Below are 20,320 nucleotides of genomic sequence, written 5' to 3'. Positions count from 1 at the left end.
GCTCCGTCTTGTTGTTCTCGCTTGTTGTTCTCGCCTGCCGATCTCAAACGGCACGAGGCCGCTGCGGACTGCCAGCGGCCTCGTATCGCGCGACGCATCATGCCGCATGTGGCCAGCGGCTCAGTCGGCCAGGCGCTCCCACAGGAAGCTGTAGGCCAGTGCCGCCATATGCGCGGCCTGCGCGTTGTTGGCTGCGCCGCCGTGGCCGCCTTCGATGTTCTCGTAGTAGGTCACGTCCTTGCCGGCCTCGATCATCTTGGCTGCCATCTTGCGGGCGTGGCCGGGATGCACGCGGTCGTCGCGCGTGGAGGTCAGGAAGATCACCGGCGGGTAGGTCTTCTTCGGATCGAACAGGTGATACGGCGAGAAGGTCTGGATGAATTTCCAATCGTCGGTATCGGGGTCGCCGTATTCGGCCATCCACGAGGCGCCGGCCAGCAGATGGCTGTAACGCTTCATGTCCAGCAGCGGCACCTGCACTACCACCGCACCGAACAGCTCCGGATACTGAGTGAGCATATTGCCGGTCATCAGGCCACCGTTGCTGCCGCCCTGCACACCCAGGTGCTTGGTCGAGGTGATCTTGCGCGCGACCAGATCCTTGGCCACCGCGGCCATGTCTTCGTAGGCCTTGTGGCGATTCTGCTTGAGGGCGGCCTGGTGCCAGCGCGGGCCGTACTCGCCACCGCCGCGGATATTGGCCACCACGTACACGCCGCCCTTTTCCAGCCACGAGCGGCCCAGGGCGCCGGAGTAGTTCGGCGTCATCGAGATCTCGAAACCGCCGTAGCCGTACAGCAGCGTCGGCGCGCTGCCATCGAGCTTCAGCGCCTTCGGGCGGACCAGGAAATACGGCACGCGGGTGCCGTCCTTGCTGGTGGCGAAGTGCTGCTCGATGGTGTCCTTGCCGGCGTCGAAAAATGCCGGCATGGTCTTGAGCGGCTGCGGCGCGCTGCCCATGTCCACCCACGACAGCGTGGTCGGAGTCAGGTAATCGGTGACGGTCAGCCACAGCGCGTCGCTATCGTCGCTGTCCACGGCGCTGACATCGACAGTGCCGAAGGCCGGCGCACCGACAAACGCACTCTTCTTCCAGCCATCCTGCGATGGGGTGATGACGCTGAGCCGATTCTTGACGTCTTCCAGCACGTTCAAGACCAGATGCGACTTGGTCCACGCCACGCCGGCCAGCGACGTGGTGTCGGTGGGTTCGAACAGCACTTCGAAGCTGCGCTTGCCGGCCATGAAGTCGTCAAAACGCGTGGCCAGTAGCGAGCCGGCGGTGTAGGTCTTGCCGCCCGCCGTCCACGGCTCGCGCAACTCCAATGTCAGCCACTGCCGCTTGACCGACTTGCTGGCCGAATTGGGCACGTCCACCTTGACCAGCTTGCCGTCGGCGCCCTTGAGATACAGCTCGTCGTTGTAGAAGGCCAACGTCCGGCTGACGAAATCGCGCTCGAAGCCCGGGGTGTCGTCGTGCATCGCCGCGATGTACATATCGGTCGGCTTGCCTTCGTAGACCACTGCGGCGGCGCTGAGCGGGGTGCCGCGCTTCCACTGCTTGGCAACGCGCGGGTAGCCGGAGCTGGTCATGCTGCCGGCACCGAAATCGGTGAAGACGTAGACGGTGTCCTGGTCGATCCAGCCCAGCCCGCCCTTGGACTCGGGACGGAAGAAGCCGTCCTTGACCCACTGCTTGCTGCCCAGGTCGAATTCACGGGTGACGTCGGCATCGGCGCCGCCACGCGACAACGCGATCAGGCAACGCTGGTAGTCCGGGCGCAGGCAGTCGGCACCGTGCCAGACCCAGTTCTCGTCTTCGGCTTTGTTGAGCGCGTCCAGGTCGAGCACCGTTTCCCACTTGGGCGAGGCCTTGCGGTATTCGTCCAGCGTGGTGCGCCGCCACAGGCCGCGCTCATGCTGCTTGTCCTTCCAGAAGTTGTAGTAGTACTCGCCGATCTTTTGTACGCCGGGAATCTTGGCGTCCGAGTCCAGCACCTCGCGGATGCGGGTTTCCATCTGCTTGAACGCCGGGGTGACGGCGAGCCGCGCTTCGGTCTTGGCGTTCTGGGCCTTGACCCAGTCCAGCGGCTTGGTGCCGGTGACATCTTCCAGCCAGGCGTAAGGGTCGTTGGACACGGCGGTTTCCTCTGCAGAGACGGCGCCAGCGGTGATCAGGCCGGCAACCAGGCAGATCGAGGCGAACTTGGGCATGTAGTTTTCCGGAAAAACCAATGCCGGAAAACCTAACACAGCGCTCGCCCGCGCTCCCCTGCCGAAGGTCAGGCCGCCCGCGCCGGTGTCGCTGCGCGCGAAGTCACCCGCCGGCGCTGCGCCTGTGGGCCACGCCGGCGCGGCACCGCGCGGCGCACGCCGGGCCGTGCCAGGGTGGGTAACGCAAACCGGTACAGGCTCCACCAGGCCAGCATCGGCATGCCGACCAGCCATAGCGGCAGCCACCCGATCCATTCGCTATGGCCGCGGGCGGCCGGCCAGACCAGCACCAGCGCCAGCCCGGCCAGGGCGATCTGCCGCACCGGGCGCAGCACGCGCGGATCGGGACGTTCGGAACGAGGAGAAGAACGATGCGACATGGCGGCACTCCGTGGCTGGAAGGTCAGGACAGGCCGGCAGGATTGCCTGCGCCCATCTCACCGATTGCGACCTCGACGCCAGGACGGCGGCAGCGCGCACTGTCACCGCCGCGCAAGGTCCGCTGGAGATCGACGGGCTGCCCACTGCCTTGCAGGATGCGACCCGTGGCGCCAAGCGGCGACCGTTGCAGCAGGCGATGGGTCTGCGACGCCGCGTCAGCGCAGCGGTCGACCGACGCCAGCGGCCAGGGCATGCCGCTCCAATGCCTCGCATGCGCAGCGCCCCCCGGCCGGGGACACGCGGCGTGTTGGTGCGCAGGCGCTGCGGCGAGCGCCACACGGCCCGTATGGCAGCACCACGGCTTCACCCAGGCGGCCGAATGCGCGCCGCCCACCCGCCGCGCGGCAATGGCGGCGCCAGCCAGTCGCCCGTCGCAGCCAGCAGCCAGCAGCGATCGGCCGCGAACACCGCTGGCGCACACGCCAGACCCGACCGTTGACGCGAACTTGCCCCCTGCATGCGGTAGTGTGCTGCACCTATTGCCCCTTTGTGATGTTGCGATGCGCCTGACCGTTACGATCGCCCTCGCTGTCCTGCTCGTCCTTGGCCTGCCGGTGGCGCATGCCAAGGACGCATCCACCACCGAGCCGGCGATCGATCTGTCCAAGATCATGGGCACCTGGTATGTGATCGCCCGCATGCCCAACCCGGTGGAGCGCGGGCACGTCACCAGCCGCGACGAGTACACCCTGGTGGAAGACGGCAAGGTCGCCGTGCGCTATCTGTACCGCGACGGCTTTGGCGAGCCGGAAAAGGAAGTCAGCGCGCGTGCCTCGGTGGATGCGGACAGCGGCAACCGCGACTGGCGCGTGTGGTTCTACAAGGTGATCCCGGCCAAGCAGCGCATCCTGGAAATCGCTCCGGATGGTTCCTGGATGCTGATCTCCTACCCCGGCCGCGACCTGGCCTGGATCTTCGCGCGCAAGCCGGACATGAGCCGCGAGCAGTACCGCACCCTGGTCGACAAGATGCGCGACGACTATTCCATCTACACCGACAAACTCAAGCGCGTGCCGCAGTTGCGCGAGCAGGTGGACCGCCTGGGGTTTGAGGTGCCGAACAAGCGTTAGGCATCAGGGGAAAGTATGCAGGGAACCGTTGCGCAGATCGTGGCTCTTGTCGTTCACGGAAATACCTATTTCCGCGGCGCAGAGCAAGCTGCCGCGTTTCCCGGCGACCACAGCACGCTCACATTTTGCGAGTTCGTCAAGTTCGTTGGCCTAACGCGCTCCGGCGAGAATTGGAGCGAAACGCTTTTTGCTCAAGATCCTGCATCATGGCTAGAAGAGCTTCGCGAAAGCGGGGTTTATGCAATCCGGATGATTTACATGCCCCGCGGGCAGAACTTGAGCGGAGCAACGGACCGAATGCGCGTTGGGTTTGTTGGCGGCGGCGGACGTTGGCTGTTGGAGACAACAGGTTCCAACGGCTCTGACTACTGGGAAGGCCGCTGGGAGGTAGGTGACCAAAGTCGCGCTGATAAAAAGATTTGGCGGGTCACATACGGCCGCATCGCCGCTAATCAACCCCCATCGCCTCACGCTGCTAGCGACCTGCAGAGCCTTCGACAGCGCCTAACCAAGAACCTAACTGATATAGCCGCCTTCGCCCATCGTCAGAAACTTGATGGCTTTGCAAATGCTTTTGAGGCTGGCCTATCCGACCTCGCGTCTTCATCGCCTGACGCCGATCTTCATCACAATGACCTGCTGACAGCTGACATGCCTCTCACTGCCGCTCAATTGCTCTCGGCAGCCCAATCATCATGGGTGTTCGGCGGCATGGGCTCTTGGAACGATCTCGGCTTTGACGATGACGACCAAAAGACATACGAGGATCTTTCTGAGGACCTCTACAAGCTGCTTAATGATTCAATTGTTTCAGCGACCAACTCCACCGCGTTGCTGGCTGCCGCGAGGCTTCAACTTAAACCTCAAAAGCGCTCTTGGTGGCGTTTCTGGGCCTGATGGCTAACAATCTTCAAGCCGAACCCGCTTCGCGGGTCGGCTTAACTCAGGTGTCAGACTCAATGCCAGAGCACACGACAACTGACAGCACAGGCCTCGTAGTTCAAGTCGGTACGCTTGTCCAAGTCACGCATCTCCACGAGTCCACTGTCTGCCTCTTGCCGCAGTTGGAGAGAGATCGACTTCTATCCACGGTCGGCGAAACGTTCGAGGTTTAAGAGGTAGATCGGTAAAGACAGGCCTAGGTAGAGAAGCAGTGGCATCAAGGTGAGGATTTGGTTGACTCCCACTCCTTGGGCTTGGAGCCGGAACAGATGCGCGTGGCGCAAGATGGGGCCTAACAAGTCATCAAAGCAGAACCCGCATCGCAACTCGGCTTACTTCAGGCCTTGAGCGTCATTGACCGCATCGCCACGCACTAGGCCAGGTGCGTCTTGCGGACGCTTGCACGCGTCTGCCGCCACTGCAGCCCTGCCCAACACCTCAACTGCCTACAAGGCTCAGTCGTAGTTGCTCAGCGCCAACGACAGCAGCGCCTTGGCCTGCTCGCGCAGCGAGATGGGCTCGACGATTTCCGCATCCGAGCCGTAGTGCAGCACGTCCATCAGCAGCTCGCGCGAGTTGCTGTACGGCAATTTGAGCTCGTAGCGGCCGTCGGGCAAGAAGCGGCCCTGCTGCTTGGAATGCCAGTGCTCGTCGGCCACCCAGCGCGCGGCCTTGGCGCTGAACACGATGGTCGCCCAGCCCTTGGGTGCGCCGGAAAAGATGCCGTAGCTGGCGGCGAGTTGTTCGTCCAGCTCGCTGTCGGGCACATCGCGCGGTGCTGCATCGAGCAGGCGGGCGTGGTTGATGCGGTCCACCGCGAAGCTGCGTACGCCATCGCGACCGTGGTCCCAGGCATCCAGGTACCAGTTGTCGCGATAGTGGGTGATGCGCTGCGGGGAGACGGTGCGCTTGGTGGATTCGTCGGTGGAACGGGCGCGGTAGTCGAAGCTCAGCTGCTTGCGCTCCAGCACGCCGGAGGCCACGGTGCGGAAACTGGCTTCGTCCAGCTTGCGGCCGCGGTGCGGAATTACCCGTACCCGGTCCACCGGCCACTGCGACACCCCGGCCTGTGCCGCCAGCAGTCCTTCGATGCGCTGCTGCAACGGCGCCAGCATCGAGGACAGCACGCCGCCGCCGGTGCGCGCGAGCAGTTGCTGCGAGGCCAGCAGCGCGTGCAGCTCTTCGGAACTCAGCCACAGGCCGGGCAGTTCAAAACGATCGCTTTCGCCGGACAGATAGCGAAAGCCGGATTCGCCGTCGCCTTCCACCGGCGCCATCAGCGCATCGCGCAGAAACGCCAGATCGCGGTACACGGTGGCACGGGAACAGCTCAGCTCATCCTGCAGCCGCGCCACCGTGACCGGATAGCGTGCCGATTTGAGCAAGCGATGCAGGGAGTTGATGCGTTCATAGCGGTCCATGCGCCGATTATGTCCGGTTCTTCGCGCGACGGGGTGAGCGTGCGCACTGCGCCCGGCGTCCGAGCGCCAAGCCAGCGCCCCGGTCGTACAGCGCGCAATGCAGCAAGCGATGCTGACATGCCACTTCTTACCGGACGCAACCGCCCGGAATTTGGGCAGCGCCCGAACCGCCAATGAAGCATGGCGTTCACCTGGTCATGACGGGGCGCACAGTCCGTTATCATGAAATCGCTTTCACCCACCGCCCTCCCCGCCCCGTTCTGAAGCGAGCCGCCCATGTCACGCCGTGCCCCGTTGTCCGCCCTGTTGCCGTTGCTGTTGATCACGCCCGCCGTGTGGGCCCAGTCGATCGCGGTTGCGCCGACGCCGGTTGACCCTGCCGCTGCGCTGATGCCCTCACCCTGGAGCGGCAGCAGCGGTGAACTGGGGTATGCCTCGGCGCACGGCAACAGCACCACCGACAGCCTCAATGGCCGCGTCCGCCTGCGCTACACCGATGGCGACTGGATCCACAGCCTGGACGCCACCGCGCTGCGTTCCAGCTCCGAATACACCAATACCAACGACGACGGCAGCACCACGCGCGAGCGCCAGACCACCGCCGAGCGCTACACCGGCAGCGCCGGCAGCGCGTTGCAGTTGGGCGAACACCGCCAGCTCACCGCCACCGGCCGTTACGAACACGACGACTTCGCCACCTACGACCGGCTGGCCACCTTCGGTATCGGCTACGGCACGCGCCTGATCGATGCGCAGCGCTTCTATCTGGATGCGCAGGTGGGTCCGGGTATCCGCCGCGCGCACAACAGCGAAGACGACCGCAACGAGACCGGCCTGATCGGACGTGGCCTGTTCGACCTGAAGTACACCGTCACCGACAACACCGATCTGATCAACACGTTGCTGGTGGAATCGGGCGAGTACAACACCTACGCGCAGAACGACTTCGGCGTGCAGGTCAGCATGAACTCGCATTTCGCGTTGAAGGCCGCCTGGCAGATGCGTCACAACAGCGATGTCAGCGAAGGCGACAAAAAGACCGATACGCTGACCACGGTCAATCTGGTCTATACCTTCAAGTAAGCGATCCGGCTGGGCGGGAGCGGCCCCGGCCGCGACAGGCGCTCCCGGGAACGCCTGTCGCGGCCGGTCCGCTGCTGCGACGGCGGGCCTGGCGGCAGACGGGGCGAGGCGAAGGGCGATACGTCGACCATGGTCGACCCCGGTCCACAGGTTCGGGGACACGACCGCACCGGGTAGGCGCAGGGGACCTGGCCGCGACAGCTCTAACAGAACATCTGTCGCGGTCAAATCCGCTCCTCCGCGGGACGCCCGTCGCGGCCGGTTCCGCTCCTACGACAGCCCGGGCATGGGCCGAGCGGCCAATAGCCCGCGCGATGGCAGCGCGTTACAGCTCGGCCAGCAGCTGCGCGGCGCCCTTGTCGAACAGCCCTTGCGCAACGCGGCGGCCAAGCGCTTCGGTATCTTCGGCGCTGCCATGCGCATCGGCGTGGATCAGGCGACCGTCGCTGGCGCTGCCCACCATGCCCTGCAGGAACAGGCCCTGCCCTTCCCAGCGCGCAAAGGCGGCCACAGGCACATGGCAGCTGCCGTGCAGGGCGCGATTCATGGCGCGCTCGGCTTCCACGCAGGCACGCGTGCGGCCGGCATCCAGCACCGCCAGCAGACTGTGGATGCGAGCATCGTCGCCGCGGCATTCCACCGCCACCGCGCCCTGCGCCGGTGCCGGCAGCCACTCAGGCGCGTCCAGCCGTGCGCTGATGCGTGCGTCCAGGCCAAGCCGCTGCAGGCCGGCGCAGGCCAGCACGATGGCGTCGTAACCGCCGTTGTCGAGCTTGGCCAGGCGCGTGTTGACGTTGCCGCGCAGGTCGATCAGCTCCAGGTCCGGGCGCGCGGCGCGCAACTGCGCCTGCCGTCGCAACGACGAGGTGCCCACCCGCGCGCCCAGCGGCAATGCCTGCAGGCTGGCATAGAGGTTGGACACCAGCGCATCGGCGGCATCGCCACGGGTCAGGATGGCCGGCAGCACGAACGGATCGTCCAGTTCCATCGGCACGTCCTTGAGCGAATGCACCGCGCAGTCGGCCTCGCCGCGCAACATGGCCAGCTCCAGCTCCTTCAGGAACAGGCCCTTGCCGCCGATCGCCGCCAGCGAGCGGTCCAGTACTTCGTCGCCGCGGGTGCTCATCGGCACCAGCACCACCTCCAGTCCGGGATGGTGCTGACGCAGCGCGGCGGCGACGTGTTCGCTCTGCCAGAGGGCGAGCGGGCTTTTACGGGTGGCGATACGGAGCGTGGTCATGCCGGCATTATCGCGGAGCCGGCGCGGAACTCACAGTTGACGTAATTGATCGCGCAGGCTGGCCACGCAGCGACGGCTCACTTCCAGGGTCTGCGGCACGTTGCGCAACACCGCATGCACCTGGCCATCGCCGCTGCGGCGCAACTCCACCAGTTCGTCGCGGGCCACCAGGCAGTTGCGATGGATGCGCACCAGGCGGTCGGAGAATTCGTCTTCCAGCGACTTGAGCGACTCTTCGATCAGGTCCTCGCCACGGGTGTGGTGGACGATGACGTACTTTTCTTCGGCCTGCAGATAGCGGATATCGCCGATGGCGATCAGCCGCAGGCTGCCACGCAGGCGTGCGCACAGATGGGTGCGCAGCGGCACCGGCGCGGCGCTGGGCACGCGCCCGGCCAGGAAGGTGGCCACGCGCTCCAGTGCGGCGGCCAGGCGTTCCGGGCGCACCGGCTTCATCAGATAGTCCAGCGCGGCGGCATCGAAGGCCGACAGCGCGTGCTGGTCGTAGGCAGTGCAGAACACCACCGCCGGTTGCGGCTGGCACTGGCGCAGCAGCCGCGCGGTTTCCAGGCCGTCGACGCCGGGCATGGCGATATCCAGCAGCACCAGGTCCGGGTGCCATTGCTCGCACTGCTGCAGCACCTGCTGGCCGTTCTCGGCCTCGCCAATCACCTGCACCTGCGGATGCTCGCCCAGCAGCATGCGCAGGCGCTCGCGCGCCAGTGGCTCGTCATCGGCGATCAACACCCGCACTTGCGTGGCCGTCATGGACATCCCCCCCTACGCTGCGGTGACTCTCCCTCACGGCAGCGGCAATGTGATCTCGCAGGCATAGTAGCCTTCGGCCCAGCTGGCCGCCATCCGTGCCCCGGCACCGAACTGGAAGGCCAGCCGGTGCGAGATGCTGGCCTGCGCATGCCCGGCGCCGGCGAGCAGCGGCAACTGGGTTCCCGGTTGCGGAGCGGGGTTGACGATGCGGATCTGCAACTGGCTGCCGCGCTGGCGCAGCGACAGGTACAGCGTGCCGCCCTCGGGCATGCGCGAGACCCCGTGCAGCACCGCGTTTTCCACCAGCGGCTGCAGCACCAGGCGCGGCATCGGCAGCTCCCACGGCAGCGGTTCCTGGCGGTGCCAGCGCACCTGCAGGCGCTCGCCAAGACGCAAGGACTCGATGGCCAGGTAGCGCTCGGCCAGTTCGCATTCGGCGCGCAGCGTGGACACGCCCTCGCCGGCGCCGAGCGCGGCGCGGAACAGGTCCGACAGGTCCAGCACCGCCTGCTCGGCCACGACCGGGTCGCGGCGCAGCAGGCTGGCGATCAGGTTCATGCTGTTGAACAGGAAATGCGGGCGGATGCGCGCCTGCAGCGCATCGGCCTCGGCGCGGGCATTGGCCTGCACCTGCGCTTCCCAGCGGTCGCTGACATAGAAGTAGCGCAACGCCAGTGCGGTGATCAGCACCACGGTGGCCGCGCTGCCCAGGGTGAACCGCCAGAATCCCACCAACGGACCCAGCGGGGCCTGGTCGAGCGCCGCATACAGGGCGTGCACGATCCCGGCACCGAGCATCGCCACCACGGCGGCGATCGACAGCGCGGCCAGCCCGCCCAGCCGTGGCGGCAGCCGCGACAACGCGGGGCGCAGCACGCAGAGCAACACGCTGACCGCCAGCGCCAGCCACAGCGCCAGGCCGCTGGCCGAGACGAAGCGCGACAAGGTGATGCTGCGCGCCGCGCCGGCGTCCGGTACCAGGGTCACCACCAGCACCACCAGCTCGGCCAGCCCCAGCATCGCGCCCAGCCGGGGCAGCCGGCACAAGTCCGGCATCCAGGTGATCTGGGGCGCGCTGGCGGCCATGGGCTCAGGCAGCGGCGAAGCGCGCCTGCATCCAGTCGCGCAGGGCGTCGATCTCTTCCAGACAGACCTGATGGCCCATCGGGTAGCTGTGCCAGTCCAGCACGAAGCCGAGCGTGCGCAGGGCCTGCATGCTGGCCTGGCCGGCCGCGAACGGCACCACCGGATCGGCGCTGCCGTGGGCCATGAACACCGGTTGGCCAGTGGCGGCCGGCCGCAGCTGGGTGGCCGCGGCGGCCGGGTCCGGCAGATAGGTCGACAGCGCGATCAGCCCGGCCAGCGGCACGCTGCGCTGCAGGCCCACCGCCAGGGTCACCGCGCCGCCCTGCGAGAAGCCGGCCAGCAGGATGCGCTCGGGCGCGGTACCGCGGCGCTGCTCGTGGGCAATCAGCGCTTCGACCTGGGCCACCGATTCGGCGATGCCGGCCTTGTCGGCACGCTGGGCGAAATCCATGCCCACGATGTCATACCACCCGCGCATGCGTACGCCGTTGTTGATGGTGATCGGGCGGATCGGCGCATGCGGGAACACGAAGCGCAACGCCGGCCAGTCCGGACGCACCAGCTCCGGCACCAGCGGGGCGAAATCGCTGCCATCGGCCCCCAGGCCATGCAGCCACAGCACGGTCCATTGCGGGTTCGGTCCGGTCTCGCGTTCGATCACTTCCAGCATCATCCAGCTCCGTTCGGGGGCCGGGCATTATGCCTTGCGCGCCGGGCCTGCCTGATCACGCCGGGGTTGGATTGCAGCGCCTTGCCGTCGATGGGGTGCCGGATGCGCCAGGGATCGCCATCCGGGCAGCTGCTGCGCCGTGCGTCGTTACGGCAACAGCGGATGCACGCACTGCCCGGATCGAACCGGCCGGATGCGGGCGCCCAGATCGACGATCGGCTACTGGCCGCGACGCGGCTGGGACGCGCGCACCCTGTCCGGATCGATGTCGGGGGGACTTGCTCAGGATGCAGGCGTGGCACAGCGCCAGGTGTAGCGACGCTGCGAAGTCAGCGGTGTCAGATGCATGCATGCTGGCCGCCACTGGCCAGCATGGCAGGGTCGCTCAGATCAGCGACGGTTCCAGCGCCGCGGCACGGCGCAGTTCGGACGCGCGCACCAGGACCTTGGGCGGATCGAGCTCTTCGGGGATGCAGAAGATGCCGGCGCGGCGCAGTGCCAGGCCGGAACGGCGCAGCGAGGTCAGCGCCACCACCGGGATCGATACCGCCATGCCCACGATCACCGGCGCCATCCAGGCGGCCAGCGACGGCGAGACGGTGTAGGCCACCGCGCCCATGAACAGGCCAAACACGGTCAGCCCGCCATAGCTGCGCAACAGCGCCGGCCACGACAGCTTGCCGTCGTCGCGCACCTGCGCATCCCAGCCCGAATCCTTGCCGGCCAATACTTCAAACACGCCGCGCGACTGCAGATACATCACCACCGGCGCCATCAATGCGGCCAGCACGGTTTCCAGCAGGATGCTCAGCAGCGCGCGAATGGCGCCGCCACAGGCGCGCAGTTCGCGCGGGTTGAGCAGCAACGCGATGTAGCCCAGCAGCTTGGGCGCCAGCAGCACAAACATGGTGCAGATGAAGATCCAGATCGCATTGCCCTGGCTGCTGCCGTGCCAGTAGCGCGCAGGCGAGAACGGCAGGTCGCCGGCCAGGTCGATGCCGCCGCCGGCCAGCGGAATGCCGATACCGATCAGCATCAACAGGCCCCACATCGGCGCGGTGAAGTAATGGCCGATGCCGATCAGCATGTGCATGCGGCTGATCCAGTGCAGGCCCTTGGCGCTGACCACCTTGGCATGCTGCAGGTTGCCCTGGCACCAGCGGCGGTCGCGGATCAGCAGGTCGGTCAGTGTGGGCGGGCCTTCTTCGTAGCTGCCCTGCAGGTACGGCACCATGTGCATGGCCCAGCCGCCGCGCCGCATCAGCGCCGCTTCCACGAAGTCGTGGCTGAGCACATGCCCGCCGAACGGCTTGCGCCCGCGCAGCGACGGCAGGCCGGCGTGATCGGCAAAGGCCTGGGTGCGGATGATGGCGTTATGGCCCCAGTAATTGCTTTCAGCGCCGTGCCACCAGGCCACGCCGAAGGCGATGATCGGCCCGTACACGCGCCCGCCGAATTGCTGCATGCGGGCGAACAGGGTCTGCCCGTTGACCACCGCCGGCAGGGTCTGGATCAGGCCCACGTCCGGGTTGTTTTCCATGCCCGCGACCAGCCGCACGATGGTGTCGCCGGTCATGACGCTGTCGGCGTCCAGGATCAGCATCTGCGGATAGCTGCCGCCAAAGCGGCGCACCCAGTCGGCCACGTTGCCGGCCTTGCGCGCGGCATTGTCCGCACGGCGGCGGTAGAAGATGCGCCCATGCCCGCCGACGCGGTCGCACAGCGCGTTATAGACCAGCTCTTCGGCGCGGCCGATATGCTCGCGGGTGGTGTCGCTGAGCACGAAGAAGTCGAAATGCTCCAGCTGTCCGGTCTCGGCCACCGATTCGTAGATGGCCTGCAGGCCGGCCAGCAGGCGGCGCGGGTCTTCGTTGTAGGTGGGCATCAGCAGCGCGGTGCGCGAACGCAGCGTGGGCAGGGGCTGCTCCGGGTCGATGCCGAGCTTGCGCCCGGCGCGCGCCACCACGGTGACGAAGCCGGCCACCGCGCTGGCGAAGGACATCGCGATCCAGGCGAACAGCAGCACGAACAGGCCCAGCAGGCAGCCTTCCAGCACGCTGATGCCGTCGGGCCACAGCACGCTGAGCATCACCCACACCGCGATGGCAGTGGTGGCGAAGGTACCGCCGATCAGATAGAAGCGGCGCAGCCCGATGCCGGGGGGCGAGGTGCGCTGGTGCGGCACCTTCAGCTGGCCCTCGCGCAGCGATTGTTCGGGCATCGCCAACGGCGCTTCCGGCGGCAGCGTGGGCTGGCCGGCATCGAGCGCGGAGGTGGGGGGCAAGTCGGTTGGTGCGGGGGAAAGGGTCACGGTACCGTCCATCAGGGCTGCCCGTCGCATGCGTGCGACAGTGCGGGCTGCAGCGGGAGGTCCATCCCCGCCACGCGTAGCGATCGTGCAGAGCGCACCGCACGGGCGGGATGCCCGGCGGCATGCGACCAGGTCGCGGTATTGGCAGCTATGAAACCACTCCGATGCACAAACTCTCCTGGCGGCGACGCGACGTCGCGGCTCATCCTAAAGAATCGACCGTTAAAGGAAACGAAGGCCATCGTGCGGTCTTCGCCCCTCCCGACGAGGACCGCGCGGCAGACTACGCGGTAACGACCGAACGCAACCCCAACAGATTGCAGCCTGGCAAGCGCGCTGTCACGGCCCGCGAATCACGCTGTGGTCGCGATCTTTGCAAGCGTTGTGCCACCCATGGCACGCAAACATGCAATCGGTTGCGGGATGTCGGGCGTGCCGGGAACGGGCAGACCCGCGTGATCGACGTCGCGTGCTGCGTGTGTCGGGCGGCGTGTCGCGCGCCAGCTCACCCGGGCTGCGTGGCAGGCGCACGCCGGGGTCGGCTGATCCTGCGACCGGTTCGCCACGGTGGCGCGTAGTGCCCCATTGCGTACGATCGCTGCGATCCGGCACACACCGCAGGGAGAGCGCGCAGGCAGGACCTGCAACACCAGGCGACGCGCCCCGCACGGCGGGACGGCGACAGCAGCAAGGACGGGAGCGGCGATGGTGATGCATGCGCTCCCGCCCTGCCCGACCACCATGCCTTACTTGCGTGCCGCCTTGCTGGCATCGCGGGTGGCGCGGAATTCCGAATCTTGGCTCCAGTTCGGCCACTGGCGCGAATCGGCCAACTGCTGGCCCAGCGTGTACAGCACGCCCAGATCGCGCGCTGCGCCGGCAAAGGTCCAGTCCGGCTTCCACTCATCGCCTTGCTGGTGATAGCGCTTGGCGGTGTAGTCGTCGGATGCGGCCTTGCCTGCGGCCACGCCGCCCACTTCCCAATCCTGCCCGGCCGCATACGACAGCGCCGGCACGCCACGCTTGGCGAAGGAGAAGTGGTCGGAACGGAAGAAGTACCCGGCCTGCGGCTTGGGGTCGGGGGTGTAGCGCAGCTTGGACTGCGCGGCCACGGTCTTGAGCTGGTCGAGCAGTTCGAGCTTGGCGGTGCCGTAGATGCCGAAGTCGCGCGAGGGCACGAACGGGTTCATGCCGTCCATGTTGATCACCGCCACCGTGGTGTCCAGCGGGTACAGCGGCTTGGAGGCGTAGAACTCCGAGCCCAGCAGGCCCTTTTCCTCGGCGGTGACCGCCAGGAACACCACCGAGCGCTCCGGCCTGGGCGCCTTGGCGAAGCCGCGCGCCAGTTCCAGCAAGGCGGCGGTACCGCTGGCGTTGTCCAGCGCGCCGTTGAAGATGGTGTCGCCCCGCGCATCCGGCTTGCCCACGCCGATGTGGTCCCAATGCGCGCTGTAGATCAGCGTCTCGCCGGGCCGCTTGCTGCCCTCCAGCCGCGCCACCACGTTATGCGAGGTGATCACGTCGGAGGCGACCTGGTAGCTCGCGCTCAGGCCCTGGCCCTTGAGTTCGACCGGCGTGAAGCCGCGGGTCTGCGCCTGCTTCTTCAAGGCGTCGAAATCCAGGCCGGCGCGCTTGAACAACGTGGCCGCCAGATCGCGCTGGATCCAGCCTTCCAGCGTGGGATGCGCGCTGCGCGGGTTGTCGCGCACCACATCGAACATGGTATTGGTGTTGGAGCTGGCCACCGTGTCCCAGCCGTAGGAGGCCGGCGCGGTTTCGTGCACCACCAGCACGCCGAGCGCGCCCTGGCGTGCGCCCTCTTCGTACTTGTAGGTCCAGCGGCCGTAGTAGGTCATGCCGGCACCGTCGAAGGCGCCCTTGCCGGTTTCGAAGTCCGGATCGTTGATCAGCACCACCGCAATCTTGTCCTTCAGGTCCACGCCCTTGAAGTCGTCCCAGTCGCGCTCGGGCGCCTTGACGCCGTAGCCGACGAACACCAACGGCGCGTTGGCGATGTCGACCTTGGACGATCCGTCCAATGCAGCGCGGATGGCGATCTCCTTGCCCTGGGTCAGCGGCTGCGACTTGCCGGCATCGGCCAGCGCGATGGTCGGTGCACCGACGATATCGGCGCGCCGCAACGGCACCGCCTGGGTCCACAGGCGCTTGCCATCGGCGAGATCACCGCCAGGCTGCAGGCCGGTGTCTGCGAACTGCTTGCTCAGGTAGGCAATGGTCTTCTCTTCGCCGGCGGTGGCCGGGCCGCGGCCTTCATAGGCGTCGGAGGCCAGTTCCTTGACGTCGCGCGAGATGCGCGCGCCATCGAACGTCGGCGCCTGCGCCATCACCACGGTCGAGACCGCCATCGCCAGCAGGCCCATCGCCGCGGTCTTGCCGGCCCGCTTGATCGCGGCACGCTTGATCACAACTCGCTTCACTGCAGCACCCCAGGTGTTATCCGAACAGCCCCCGAGTGTAGCCACTGCGGCCGGGACCTGCTGGCGGTGCAGTGAGGCGCGATCCGTGCCGGCGGGCTTGCTGCACGCGGACCCGGCCTGTAGTGCCGGCATGGCGTGGCTGCGCGCAGTCGTCAGGATCCTGCGCCAAGCGCGAGCAACACGGTCTGCACGCAGGCCACCTCGATCCGGCGCACAGGCGCGCCAGCCCGAGGTTGCGCAATGGACGTGATTGCCGCGCGCTCAGAACAGGTCGACGCTGCCGACCTGCTGGGCCAGCTGCTGCATCTGGCCGCTGGCAATCAATTCGGCATACACCGCCGCGCGATTGCGGCCGTGCTGCTTGGCCCAGTACAGCGCCTTGTCGGCCTCGTCGAGCATCTGGCTGATCAAGCGGCCATGGGTCAGTTCCACGATGCCGGTGCTGAGGGTGACCTGGCCCACCTGCGGGAAGTCGTGCCCGGCCACCGCCGCGCGGAAGCGCTCGAACAGGCTGACCGCGACATCGCGATCCACCCCACGCAGCACGATCACGAATTCCTCGCCGCCGAACCGGAACAGCAGATCGTCCTGGCGAAATGCACGCTGCATCAGCTGCGCCACCAGCAACAGGACCTCGTCGCCATACAGATGGCCAAAGGTGTCGTTGACGCGCTTGAAGTGATCGATGTCCACGATTCCCAGCCACACGCCCTGCGTCGCTGCCGCCTCGGCGCTGCCGGAGAACAGCTGCAGGATCACATCGTCGAAGGTCTTGCGGTTGCGCAGGCCGGTCAGCGCGTCGCGCTGGGCATCGTCGAGCAGGCTGCGGTAGTTCTGGAAGAAACGTGCGAAGCCTTGCAGCATCGCCTGTTCGGCGGCACCAGGCGCGCGTGCGCTACCCACCCGCAGGCAGGTGCGGATGCCGCGTGCTTCCATCATCGGGTAGACCAGCAGCGCGCGGCCGTCCTGATGCAGCTGCACCACGTCGCCCGCGCCATGCACATCGGCCAGCTGGGCACGCAGCTGCGTATCCTTCAGCTCAGCCACCGTCAACTGCAGCCGGCCATCGTCGCGCAGCCGGGTTTCGGCCATGCTGCGGCCGTCCGGGGCGATGCGCAGCAGCGACAGGTCGTCGGCGGCGCAGACCTCGCGCATGGTGCGCAGCAGGCTCAGGTCGAGCAGATCGGCATCGCGGATGGCCGTCATGTCCACCATCCGCTCCAGCAAGGGCGTGGTGCTCATCGGCGCCTCGGCCCACGCGCAGGCCCGGTGTGGCGGGCACGGACCGCTGGCAGACAACTGGAGTGGCAACGCACAGGCTTCACGGCAGCGACCGGCAATCAGGATGCCGGTTCATCGGCGTGGGCCATGCAAACTTGAGGTCGCTGGCTGGCCACGCTCAGCCAACGGCCAGCCACCCTTATGCTGCGGACAAAAACGCCCGCTGCGCCGGGCGTTCGCAGCGCCCACGCGGGTTCAGGGGAGCGCGGATTCCAGCGCGTCTTCGCCCAGCGCATGCGCCTGCATCAGGCGCCGGCTGCCGGCATTCAAACCCCTGACCTGCACCTCCAGATCATGGTGCCGCAGCCGCTGCACCACCTTGTCCAGGGCGGCCACGGCGGTGATGTCCCAGAAGTGCGCACGGCTGACATCGATCACCACGCTGCGGCCGGGCACCTGGCGCGCATCGAAGGCGTCGATGAACACGTCGGCGGAGGCGAAGAACACCTGCCCGCGCACGCTGTAGGTCCGCACGCCGTCTGCGCCATCGTCGTGCGTGATCTGCAGCAGCCCGGCCACCTTGAAGGTGAAGAACACCCCGCTCAACACCACCCCCACCGCCACCCCGGCGGCCAGGTTGTGGGTGGCCAGTGTCACTGCCACCGTGGCCAGCATCACCACGCTGGAGGTGCGCGGATGGGTGATGACGGTGCGCAGCGAACGCCAGTCGAAGGTCTCGGCCGAGACCATCACCATGATCGCCACCAGCGCGACCACCGGCACCTGCGACACCCATGGCTTGAGCAGCACCATCAGGACCAGCAGGAACACGCCGGCAAACAGCGTCGACAGCCGGCCACGGCCGCCGTACTTCACGTTGCCCACGGTCTGGCCGATCATGCCGCAGCCGGCGATGCCGCCGAACAGGCTGGCCGCCGCGTTGGCGATGCCCAGCCCGGTGCACTCGCGGTTCTTGTTGCTGGGGGTGTCGGTGAGCTCATCGACCACGCGCGCGGTCATCAACGATTCGAGCAGGCCCACCATCGCGATGGCCAGCGCCGGCAACGCGATAATGCGCAAGGTCTCCAGCGTCAGCGGCACCGACGGCCACTGCAGGACCGGCAGCGCAGTGGGCAGCTTGCCGAGGTCGGCCACCGTCTTGAGCGGCAGGTGCAGCACGCTGCCGGCGATGGTCAGCAGCGCAATGCACAGCAGGGGCGAGGGAATCGCCGACAGCCCGGGCACGCGCAGGCGCGGCAGGCCGTAGATGATCGCCAGGCCCACCCCGAGCATCGCCCAGGTGGCGAGGTTGGCGCCCAGCAGATGCGGCAGCTGCGCGGCGAAGATCAGCACCGCCAGCGCATTGACGAAACCGGTACGCACCGAACTGCTGACGAAGCGCATCAGCACGCCCAGCCGCAGCAGCCCGAACGCGATCTGCACCGCGCCAGCCAGCAGGCCGGCGGCCAACAGGTACGGCAAGCCGTGCGCGGCCACCAGCGGCGCCGCCACCAGGGCCACCGAGCCGGCCGCAGCAGAAATCATCGCCGGGCGTCCGCCGCAAAACGCAATCACGATGCCAATCACGAAGGATGCGAACAGACCGACCTGCGGATCCACGCCGGCCACGAAGGCGAATGCGATCACCTCGGGAATCAGGGCAAACGTGGCGACCGCACCGGCCATGAGTTCGCGCGCGGGCGACGCGCGCCATTGCGCCAGTTCGGCACGCAGGAAAGACATTGGGGGACACTCCGGGGACAGAAAGGACAGCCTGCGGACAGTGCGCAGCGGCGATAGTGTGCGGGAAAGCGACCGCGCCCGCAGCCCGCCTGTGATCTGTGCGCCAATGCGCTTTTCTGTGGCAGCGATCACGCCACGCGACGCGGCTGCAGACCAAGATGCCCCCCTCACCGGGCTCGGGTGTCGAGTCCGGTTATCTAGGGAGATAACCATGTCCATCTTCAGGACTGCAAGTACGCTCGCATTGGCGACCGCGATGGCCCTGGCCGCCGCGCCGGCCTTCAGCTATTCCATCAGCAACAACAAGGTTGTCGACGACAGCGGCAAGGTGGTGCAGCTCAAGGGTGTCAACGTGTTCGGCTTCGAGACCGGCAACCATGTCATGCACGGCCTGTGGGCGCGCAACTGGAAGGACATGATCGTCCAGATGCAGGGCCTGGGCTTCAATGCGGTACGCCTGCCGTTCTGCCCGGCCACGCTGCGTAGCGGCCAGATGCCCAGCAGCATCGACTACAGCCGCAACGCCGATCTGCAGGGCCTGACCTCGCTGCAGATCCTCGACAAGGTGATCAACGAATTCAACGCGCGCGGCATGTACGTGCTGCTGGATCACCACACCCCCGATTGCGCCGGCATCTCCGAACTCTGGTACACCGGCTCCTACACCGAAGCCCAGTGGCTGGCCGACCTGCGCTTTGTGGCCAACCGCTACAAGAACGTGCCGTATGTGCTCGGCCTGGACCTGAAGAACGAACCGCACGGCGCCGCCACCTGGGGCACCGGCAACGCCGCCACCGACTGGAACAAGGCCGCCGAGCGCGGGTCGGCCGCAGTGCTGGCCGTGGCGCCGAAGTGGATCATTGCCGTGGAAGGCATCACCGACAACCCGGTGTGCTCCACCAATGGCGGCATCTACTGGGGCGGCAACCTGCAGCCGCTGGCCTGCACCCCGCTGAACATCCCGGCCAACCGCCTGCTGCTGGCGCCGCATGTCTACGGCCCGGACGTGTACGTGCAGTCGTACTTCAACGACAGCAACTTCCCCAACAACATGCCGGCCATCTGGGACCGCCACTTCGGCCAGTTCGCCGGCAAGTACGCATTGCTGCTGGGCGAGTTCGGCGGCAAGTACGGCGAAGGCGATGCACGCGACAAGGTCTGGCAGGACGCGCTGGTGAAGTACCTGCGCAGCAAGGGCATCAACGAGGGCTTCTACTGGTCGTGGAATCCCAACAGCGGCGACACCGGCGGCATCCTGCGCGATGACTGGACCACCGTGCGCCAGGACAAGATGACGCTGCTGCGCACCCTGTGGGGCACCGTCTCCAGCACCACGCCGACGCCGACGCCCACTCCTACGCCCACTCCGACACCAACGCCGACGCCGACTCCGACCCCCACCCCGGGTACCAGCACCTTCAGCACCAAGGTGATCCTGGACAGCAGCTGGAACGGCGGCGCGTGCAACCGGGTGCAGGTCACCAACACCGGTACCGCCAGCGGTAACTGGGCGGTGACGGTGCCGGTCACCGGCAAGGTCAACAACGCCTGGAACGTGGTGTGGTCGCAGAGCGGCAGCAGCCTGAGCGCAAGCGGCGTGGATTTCAACCGCACGCTCTCGGCCGGCGCAACGGCCGAGTTTGGCTTCTGCTCGGCAACATAAGCAGGACCC

16 protein-coding genes and 1 pseudogene are annotated in these 20,320 nt (G+C 67.0%); 5 read left to right on the top strand and 12 right to left on the bottom strand.

Annotation, left to right across the window (positions count from 1 at the left end):
* Nucleotides 1-120: 120 nt before the first annotated feature.
* The 3 genes from A7D17_RS12685 to A7D17_RS12675 form a co-directional block, all read right to left on the bottom strand.
* Nucleotides 121-2,214 (bottom strand): prolyl oligopeptidase family serine peptidase, encoded by a 2,094-nt coding sequence (locus A7D17_RS12685; protein WP_064509411.1) that lies wholly within the window; start codon nt 2,212-2,214, stop codon nt 121-123.
* A gap of 68 nt (nt 2,215-2,282) precedes the next feature.
* Nucleotides 2,283-2,594, bottom strand: a complete 312-nt coding sequence (locus tag A7D17_RS12680) for a hypothetical protein (protein ID WP_064509410.1) — start codon at nt 2,592-2,594, stop codon at nt 2,283-2,285.
* Nucleotides 2,595-2,617: 23 nt separating this feature from the next.
* Nucleotides 2,618-2,848 carry a hypothetical protein gene (locus A7D17_RS12675; RefSeq protein WP_064509409.1) on the bottom strand — a complete coding sequence of 77 codons (231 nt, stop codon included), beginning with the start codon at nt 2,846-2,848 and terminating at the stop codon, nt 2,618-2,620.
* A 307-nt stretch (nt 2,849-3,155) separates the two neighbouring features.
* Here A7D17_RS12675 and A7D17_RS12670 point away from each other — a divergent pair, with 307 nt between their 5' ends.
* The 3 genes and pseudogenes from A7D17_RS12670 to A7D17_RS12660 all read left to right on the top strand — a co-directional run bounded on the left by A7D17_RS12670 (nt 3,156) and on the right by A7D17_RS12660 (nt 4,963).
* The gene (locus A7D17_RS12670) at nt 3,156-3,725 is read left to right on the top strand and encodes a lipocalin family protein (protein WP_064509408.1); all 570 of its coding nucleotides are present in this window, start codon (nt 3,156-3,158) and stop codon (nt 3,723-3,725) included.
* A gap of 15 nt (nt 3,726-3,740) precedes the next feature.
* Nucleotides 3,741-4,622 carry a hypothetical protein gene (locus tag A7D17_RS12665; protein WP_064509407.1) on the top strand — a complete coding sequence of 294 codons (882 nt, stop codon included), beginning with the start codon at nt 3,741-3,743 and terminating at the stop codon, nt 4,620-4,622.
* Nucleotides 4,623-4,684: 62 nt separating this feature from the next.
* Nucleotides 4,685-4,963 (top strand): annotated as a pseudogene (locus A7D17_RS12660) (hypothetical protein).
* 159 nt (nt 4,964-5,122) lie between these two features.
* Here A7D17_RS12660 and A7D17_RS12655 read toward each other — a convergent pair.
* Nucleotides 5,123-6,088, bottom strand: coding sequence for a helix-turn-helix transcriptional regulator (locus A7D17_RS12655; RefSeq protein WP_029218898.1), 966 nt, complete (start codon nt 6,086-6,088; stop codon nt 5,123-5,125).
* A 276-nt stretch (nt 6,089-6,364) separates the two neighbouring features.
* Here A7D17_RS12655 and A7D17_RS12650 point away from each other — a divergent pair, with 276 nt between their 5' ends.
* Nucleotides 6,365-7,171, top strand: coding sequence for a DUF481 domain-containing protein (locus tag A7D17_RS12650; protein ID WP_064509406.1), 807 nt, complete (start codon nt 6,365-6,367; stop codon nt 7,169-7,171).
* A 325-nt stretch (nt 7,172-7,496) separates the two neighbouring features.
* Here the strand turns inward: A7D17_RS12650 and hemC are convergent, their stop codons facing one another.
* The 8 genes from hemC to A7D17_RS12610 form a co-directional block, all read right to left on the bottom strand.
* The gene (gene hemC, locus A7D17_RS12645) at nt 7,497-8,411 is read right to left on the bottom strand and encodes a hydroxymethylbilane synthase (RefSeq protein ID WP_064509405.1); all 915 of its coding nucleotides are present in this window, start codon (nt 8,409-8,411) and stop codon (nt 7,497-7,499) included.
* A 30-nt stretch (nt 8,412-8,441) separates the two neighbouring features.
* Nucleotides 8,442-9,179, bottom strand: a complete 738-nt coding sequence (locus A7D17_RS12640) for a LytR/AlgR family response regulator transcription factor (RefSeq protein WP_064509439.1) — start codon at nt 9,177-9,179, stop codon at nt 8,442-8,444.
* Between the two features lie 33 nt (nt 9,180-9,212).
* The gene (locus A7D17_RS12635) at nt 9,213-10,265 is read right to left on the bottom strand and encodes a sensor histidine kinase (protein WP_064509404.1); all 1,053 of its coding nucleotides are present in this window, start codon (nt 10,263-10,265) and stop codon (nt 9,213-9,215) included.
* 4 nt (nt 10,266-10,269) lie between these two features.
* Nucleotides 10,270-10,938 (bottom strand): alpha/beta hydrolase, encoded by a 669-nt coding sequence (locus A7D17_RS12630; protein WP_064509403.1) that lies wholly within the window; start codon nt 10,936-10,938, stop codon nt 10,270-10,272.
* A 382-nt stretch (nt 10,939-11,320) separates the two neighbouring features.
* The gene (mdoH, locus tag A7D17_RS12625) at nt 11,321-13,258 is read right to left on the bottom strand and encodes a glucans biosynthesis glucosyltransferase MdoH (protein ID WP_064509402.1); all 1,938 of its coding nucleotides are present in this window, start codon (nt 13,256-13,258) and stop codon (nt 11,321-11,323) included.
* A 734-nt stretch (nt 13,259-13,992) separates the two neighbouring features.
* Complete coding sequence (locus A7D17_RS12620) at nt 13,993-15,627, bottom strand: M28 family metallopeptidase (RefSeq protein WP_095522605.1); 1,635 nt, start codon at nt 15,625-15,627, stop codon at nt 13,993-13,995.
* Nucleotides 15,628-15,945: 318 nt separating this feature from the next.
* Nucleotides 15,946-16,926, bottom strand: a complete 981-nt coding sequence (locus tag A7D17_RS12615; protein WP_064509401.1) for a GGDEF domain-containing protein — start codon at nt 16,924-16,926, stop codon at nt 15,946-15,948.
* A gap of 234 nt (nt 16,927-17,160) precedes the next feature.
* Nucleotides 17,161-18,648 (bottom strand): SulP family inorganic anion transporter, encoded by a 1,488-nt coding sequence (locus tag A7D17_RS12610; protein ID WP_064509400.1) that lies wholly within the window; start codon nt 18,646-18,648, stop codon nt 17,161-17,163.
* A 211-nt stretch (nt 18,649-18,859) separates the two neighbouring features.
* Here A7D17_RS12610 and A7D17_RS12605 point away from each other — a divergent pair, with 211 nt between their 5' ends.
* Nucleotides 18,860-20,311: a cellulase family glycosylhydrolase gene (locus A7D17_RS12605; RefSeq protein ID WP_064509399.1), complete on the top strand. Its 1,452-nt coding sequence runs from the start codon at nt 18,860-18,862 to the stop codon at nt 20,309-20,311.
* The last annotated feature ends 9 nt before the right edge of the window (nt 20,312-20,320 follow it).

The organism is Xanthomonas floridensis (assembly GCF_001642575.1).
GTDB lineage: Bacteria > Pseudomonadota > Gammaproteobacteria > Xanthomonadales > Xanthomonadaceae > Xanthomonas > Xanthomonas floridensis.
Note: the sequence above shows the minus strand (reverse complement) of the source record. Positions and strands in the feature narration are given on the sequence as shown.